Raw genomic sequence first — 6052 nt, forward strand, 5'->3', positions numbered from 1 at the left:
GCCGCCCTTTCGTCGCAGGCGCCGGCGCTTACGCGCGGTCGCGCTCCTCGTCCTCGACGACGACCAGCTCGTCGGTCACGTCGACCTCGGCCTCGGCCGCGGCGACGGGCTCGTACTCCTCGTCGTCCTCGTCGTAGTACTCGGCCTGGTCGGCGGCGCGCTCGGCCGCGGCGACCTCGGCGGAGTCCTCGTCGTCGTCCTCCTCGGCCTCGTCCTCGAAGTCCGGCTCGTCCTCGTCGGTCACGGCGGCGTCCACGAACTCGACGCCGTCGATCTCGGCGAGCCGGTCGGAGGCGTCCGTCGCCCCGTCCTTGTCGGCTTCGAGGGTCTTGGCGAACCACTCGCGCGCCTCGTCCTCACGACCGGCCGCCAGCAGCGCGTCGGCGTAGGCGTACCGCAGGCGCGCGGTCCACGGCTGGACGGACTGGGAGGCCAGCTCGGGGCTCTGCAGGGTGACGATGGCGGCGTCGAGCTCGCCCATGTCCCGGCGGGCACCGGCGGCGACGAGACGCATCTCGACCTGACCGGCCTTGTCCAGCTTCTGCACCTCGGGCTCGCCGGCCATGGCCAGCGCCCGCTCCGGACGGCCGAGGCCGCGCTCGCAGTCGGCCATGACGGGCCACAGCTCGACGGAACCGGTCATGCGCTTGGCGGCACGGAACTCCGCGAGCGCCTCGCTGTACTTCTGCGTGGCGTACGCGGCGAAGCCGGCGGCCTCGCGGACGGCGGCGACACGGGACGCCAGACGCAGGGCGATGCGGGCGTACGCGTACGCCTGCTCCGGGTCCTCGTCGATCAGGCGGGCCACCATGACCAGGTTGCGCGAGACCTCCTCGGCCAGGCCCTTGGGCAGGCTCAGGAGCTCCTGACGGACGTCGGCGTCGATCTCGTGCCCGGTGACGTCGTCGTCGATGGGGAGCCGCTTGACCGGGTCACGGTCGCGGTCCGCGCGGAAGTCACGGTCGCCGCCACGGTCATCGCGGCCACGGTAGCCACCGCGGTCATCACGGCCGCCACGGTACCCACCACGGTCGCCGCCCCGGTCGTCACGACGCGGGTAGGACGGACGGTCGCCACCACGGTCGTCACGGCGGAAGCCGCCACCGGAAGGACGCCCACCCCGCTCGTCGTCACGACGGGGGTAGGACGGACGCCCACCACGGTCGTCCTCACGGCGCGGGTACGACGGACGGTCGCCACCACGGTCGTCACGACCGCCACGGAAACCACCACGCTCGTCGTCGCGACGCGGGTAGGACGGACGACCTCCACGGTCGTCGTCGCGACGCGGGTAGGACGGACGTCCACCACGGTCGTCGTCACGGCGCGGGTAGGACGGACGTCCACCACGGTCGTCGTCACGGCGCGGGTAGGAGGGGCGGTCGCCACCACGGAAACCACCACCGGAGGGCCGGCCACCACGCTCGTCATCGCGACGCGGGTACGACGGACGGTCGCCACCACGGTCGTCACGACCGCCACGGAAACCACCACGGTCGTCATCGCGACGCGGGTAGGACGGACGCCCACCACGGTCGTCGTCACGGCGCGGGTACGACGGACGGTCGCCACCACGGTCGTCACGACCGCCACGGAAACCACCACGGTCGTCATCGCGACGCGGGTAGGACGGACGTCCACCACGGTCGTCGTCACGGCGCGGGTAGGAGGGGCGGTCGCCACCACGGAAACCACCACCGGAGGGCCGGCCACCACGCTCGTCATCGCGACGCGGGTACGACGGACGGTCGCCACCACGGTCGTCACGACCGCCACGGAAACCACCACGGTCATCGTCGCGACGGGGGTAGGACGGACGACCGCCACGGTCGTCGTCACGGCGCGGGTAGGAGGGGCGGTCGCCACCACGGAAACCACCACCGGAGGGCCGGCCACCACGCTCGTCATCACGACGCGGGAAGGACGGACGGTCCCCGCCCCGGTCGTCACGGCGGAAGCCGCCACCGGACGGACGGCCGCCACGGTCGTCCTCACGGCGGGGGTACGAGGGACGGTCGCCGCCGCGGTCGTCGCGACCGCCACGGAAACCACCACGGTCGTCCTCACGACGGGGGTAGGACGGACGCCCACCACGGTCGTCATCACGGCGCGGGTACGAGGGACGGTCGCCGCCGCGGTCATCGCGACGCGGGTAGGACGGACGGTCGCCACCACGGTCATCGCGACGGAAGCCGCCACCGGCCGGCCGGCCGCCACGGTCGTCGCGACGGAAGCCACCGCGGTCGCCACCGCGGTCGCCGCCACGGTCGTCACGGCCCCCGCGGTAGCCGCCCCTGTCACCGCCGTCGTTGCGACGAGGCTCGCGCTCCGGACGATCGTCGGGAGAGTTGGACATGGGTGTGACTCCTGTCTTCGGGGTACCGCTAGTCATTCTCGCGCAACCAGCCCATGGCCGCGCTTCGGCGTAAAGATGTGCAAAAACAAAAAGGACCCTTGGTCCAGCGTTGAACGCTGGACCAAGGGTCCTTTGAAAGATTGTTCGGCGGCGTCCTACTCTCCCACAGGGTCCCCCCTGCAGTACCATCGGCGCTGAAAGGCTTAGCTTCCGGGTTCGAAATGTAACCGGGCGTTTCCCTAACGCTATGACCACCGAAACCCTATCGGTTTCGAGCGAACAAGCACACTTTGTAGTTGTGTTCCAGCTCTAGAAACCAGCAACCGTTCGTTGCTTCAGAACTAACACAGTGGACGCGAGCAACTGAGGACAAGCCCTCGGCCTATTAGTACCAGTCAGCTCCACCCGTTACCGGGCTTCCACATCTGGCCTATCAACCCAGTCGTCTACTGGGAGCCTTACCCTCTCAAGGAGGTGGGAATACTCATCTTGAAGCAGGCTTCCCGCTTAGATGCTTTCAGCGGTTATCCCTCCCGAACGTAGCCAACCAGCCATGCCCTTGGCAGGACAACTGGCACACCAGAGGTTCGTCCGTCCCGGTCCTCTCGTACTAGGGACAGCCCTTCTCAATATTCCTACGCGCACAGCGGATAGGGACCGAACTGTCTCACGACGTTCTAAACCCAGCTCGCGTACCGCTTTAATGGGCGAACAGCCCAACCCTTGGGACCGACTCCAGCCCCAGGATGCGACGAGCCGACATCGAGGTGCCAAACCATCCCGTCGATATGGACTCTTGGGGAAGATCAGCCTGTTATCCCCGGGGTACCTTTTATCCGTTGAGCGACGGCGCTTCCACAAGCCACCGCCGGATCACTAGTCCCGACTTTCGTCCCTGCTCGACCCGTCGGTCTCACAGTCAAGCTCCCTTGTGCACTTACACTCAACACCTGATTGCCAACCAGGCTGAGGGAACCTTTGGGCGCCTCCGTTACCCTTTGGGAGGCAACCGCCCCAGTTAAACTACCCATCAGACACTGTCCCTGATCCGGATCACGGACCGAGGTTAGACATCCAGCACGACCAGAGTGGTATTTCAACGGCGACTCCACCATGACTGGCGTCACGGCTTCAAAGTCTCCCACCTATCCTACACAAGCCGAACCGAACACCAATATCAAACTGTAGTAAAGGTCCGGGTCTTTCCGTCCTGCTGCGCGAAACGAGCATCTTTACTCGTAGTGCAATTTCACCGGGCCTATGGTTGAGACAGTCGAGAAGTCGTTACGCCATTCGTGCAGGTCGGAACTTACCCGACAAGGAATTTCGCTACCTTAGGATGGTTATAGTTACCACCGCCGTTTACTGGCGCTTAAGTTCTCAGCTTCGCAACCCCGAAAGGTCACTAACCGGTCCCCTTAACGTTCCAGCACCGGGCAGGCGTCAGTCCGTATACATCGCCTTACGGCTTCGCACGGACCTGTGTTTTTAGTAAACAGTCGCTTCTCGCTGGTCTCTGCGGCCACCCCCAGCTCAAGCAGCAAGTGCTATCACCAGTGATGGCCCCCCTTCTCCCGAAGTTACGGGGGCATTTTGCCGAGTTCCTTAACCATAGTTCACCCGAACGCCTCGGTATTCTCTACCTGACCACCTGAGTCGGTTTAGGGTACGGGCCGCCATGAAACTCGCTAGAGGCTTTTCTCGACAGCATAGGATCATCCACTTCACCACAATCGGCTCGGCATCAGGTCTCAGCCTTGTATGAGGGACGGATTTGCCTACCCCTCGGCCTACACCCTTACCCCGGGACAACCACCGCCCGGGTTGGACTACCTTCCTGCGTCACCCCATCGCTTACCTACTACCACCTTGGGCCGGCGGCTCCACCACTTTCCATTCCCCGAAGGGTCCGGAACGGCTTCACGGCCTTAGCATCAGAGGATTCGATATTGGGCGTTTCAAAGCGGGTACCGGAATATCAACCGGTTGTCCATCGACTACGCCTGTCGGCCTCGCCTTAGGTCCCGACTTACCCTGGGCAGATCAGCTTGACCCAGGAACCCTTAGTCAATCGGCGCACACGTTTCTCACGTGTGTATCGCTACTCATGCCTGCATTCTCACTCGTGAACCGTCCACAACTAGCTTCCGCTGCTGCTTCACCCGGCACACGACGCTCCCCTACCCATCACAGCGGGCGTTGGCCCTATAGCTGCAATGACACGACTTCGGCGGTACGCTTGAGCCCCGCTACATTGTCGGCGCGGAATCACTTGACCAGTGAGCTATTACGCACTCTTTCAAGGGTGGCTGCTTCTAAGCCAACCTCCTGGTTGTCTCTGCGACTCCACATCCTTTCCCACTTAGCGTACGCTTAGGGGCCTTAGTCGATGCTCTGGGCTGTTTCCCTCTCGACCATGGAGCTTATCCCCCACAGTCTCACTGCCGTGCTCTCACTTACCGGCATTCGGAGTTTGGCTAAGGTCAGTAACCCGGTAGGGCCCATCGCCTATCCAGTGCTCTACCTCCGGCAAGAAACACACGACGCTGCACCTAAATGCATTTCGGGGAGAACCAGCTATCACGGAGTTTGATTGGCCTTTCACCCCTAACCACAGGTCATCCCCCAGGTTTTCAACCCTGGTGGGTTCGGTCCTCCACGAAGTCTTACCTCCGCTTCAACCTGCCCATGGCTAGATCACTCCGCTTCGGGTCTAGAGCGTGCAACTCAATCGCCCTGTTCGGACTCGCTTTCGCTACGGCTTCCCACACGGGTTAACCTCGCTACACACCGCTAACTCGCAGGCTCATTCTTCAAAAGGCACGCAGTCACGACCCATTGGGTAAACCCAATGAGCGACGCTCCCACGGCTTGTAGGCACACGGTTTCAGGTACTATTTCACTCCGCTCCCGCGGTACTTTTCACCATTCCCACGGTACTATCCGCTATCGGTCACCAGGGAATATTTAGGCTTAGCGGGTGGTCCCGCCAGATTCACACGGATTTCTCGGGCCCCGTGCTACTTGGGAGATGAGCAAGCAAGCCGCTGATGTTTCGTCTACGGGGTCTTACCTCTACGCCGGACCTTTCGCATGTCCTTCGACTACATCAACGGTTTCTGACTCGCCTCACGGCGGCAGACCGTGAAAGCTCATTCCCACAACCCCGCATGCGCAACCCCTGCCGGGTCTCACACACATACGGTTTGGCCTCATCCGGTTTCGCTCGCCACTACTCCCGGAATCACGGTTGTTTTCTCTTCCTGAGGGTACTGAGATGTTTCACTTCCCTCGTTCCCTCCACATGCCCTATGTGTTCAGGCATGGGTGACAGCCCATGACGACTGCCGGGTTTCCCATTCGGACACCCCCGGATCAAAGCTCAGTTGGCAGCTCCCCGGGGCCTATCGCGGCCTCTCACGTCCTTCATCGGTTCCTGGTGCCAAGGCATCCACCGTGCGCCCTTAAAAACTTGGCCACAGATGCTCGCGTCCACTGTGTAGTTCTCAAGCAACGACCAGCCACCCATCACCCTGCACTCGAAGAGTCCAGGTTCACTGGGGCCGGCATCGCGAAGATAAGACCTTACGGCCGTACCTCAGACACCCAACAACGTGCCAGGCACGATCCCCCGTCAGTGACTCACTTTCCACGCCGAAGCAGTACTCGTGATCCATCCGGAAAACCGTGCCAAAT

The 6052-nt window shown here is 63.1% G+C and carries 1 protein-coding gene, 2 rRNA genes and 1 pseudogene; all 4 read right to left on the minus strand.

Annotation, left to right across the window (positions count from 1 at the left end; all coding sequences use genetic code 11):
• Positions 1-28: 28 nt before the first annotated feature.
• Complete coding sequence (locus tag M4D82_RS08225) at positions 29-859, minus strand: tetratricopeptide repeat protein (protein WP_249771578.1); 831 nt, start codon at positions 857-859, stop codon at positions 29-31.
• Between the two features lie 219 nt (positions 860-1078).
• Positions 1079-2338 (minus strand): annotated as a pseudogene (locus M4D82_RS34565) (hypothetical protein); the annotation flags it as partial.
• A gap of 160 nt (positions 2339-2498) precedes the next feature.
• Positions 2499-2615, minus strand: a 5S ribosomal RNA gene (rrf, locus tag M4D82_RS08235).
• 106 nt (positions 2616-2721) lie between these two features.
• Positions 2722-5834, minus strand: a 23S ribosomal RNA gene (locus M4D82_RS08240).
• Positions 5835-6052 lie beyond the last annotated feature (218 nt).

The organism is Streptomyces sp. RerS4, from assembly GCF_023515955.1.
Classification (GTDB): Bacteria; Actinomycetota; Actinomycetes; order Streptomycetales; family Streptomycetaceae; genus Streptomyces.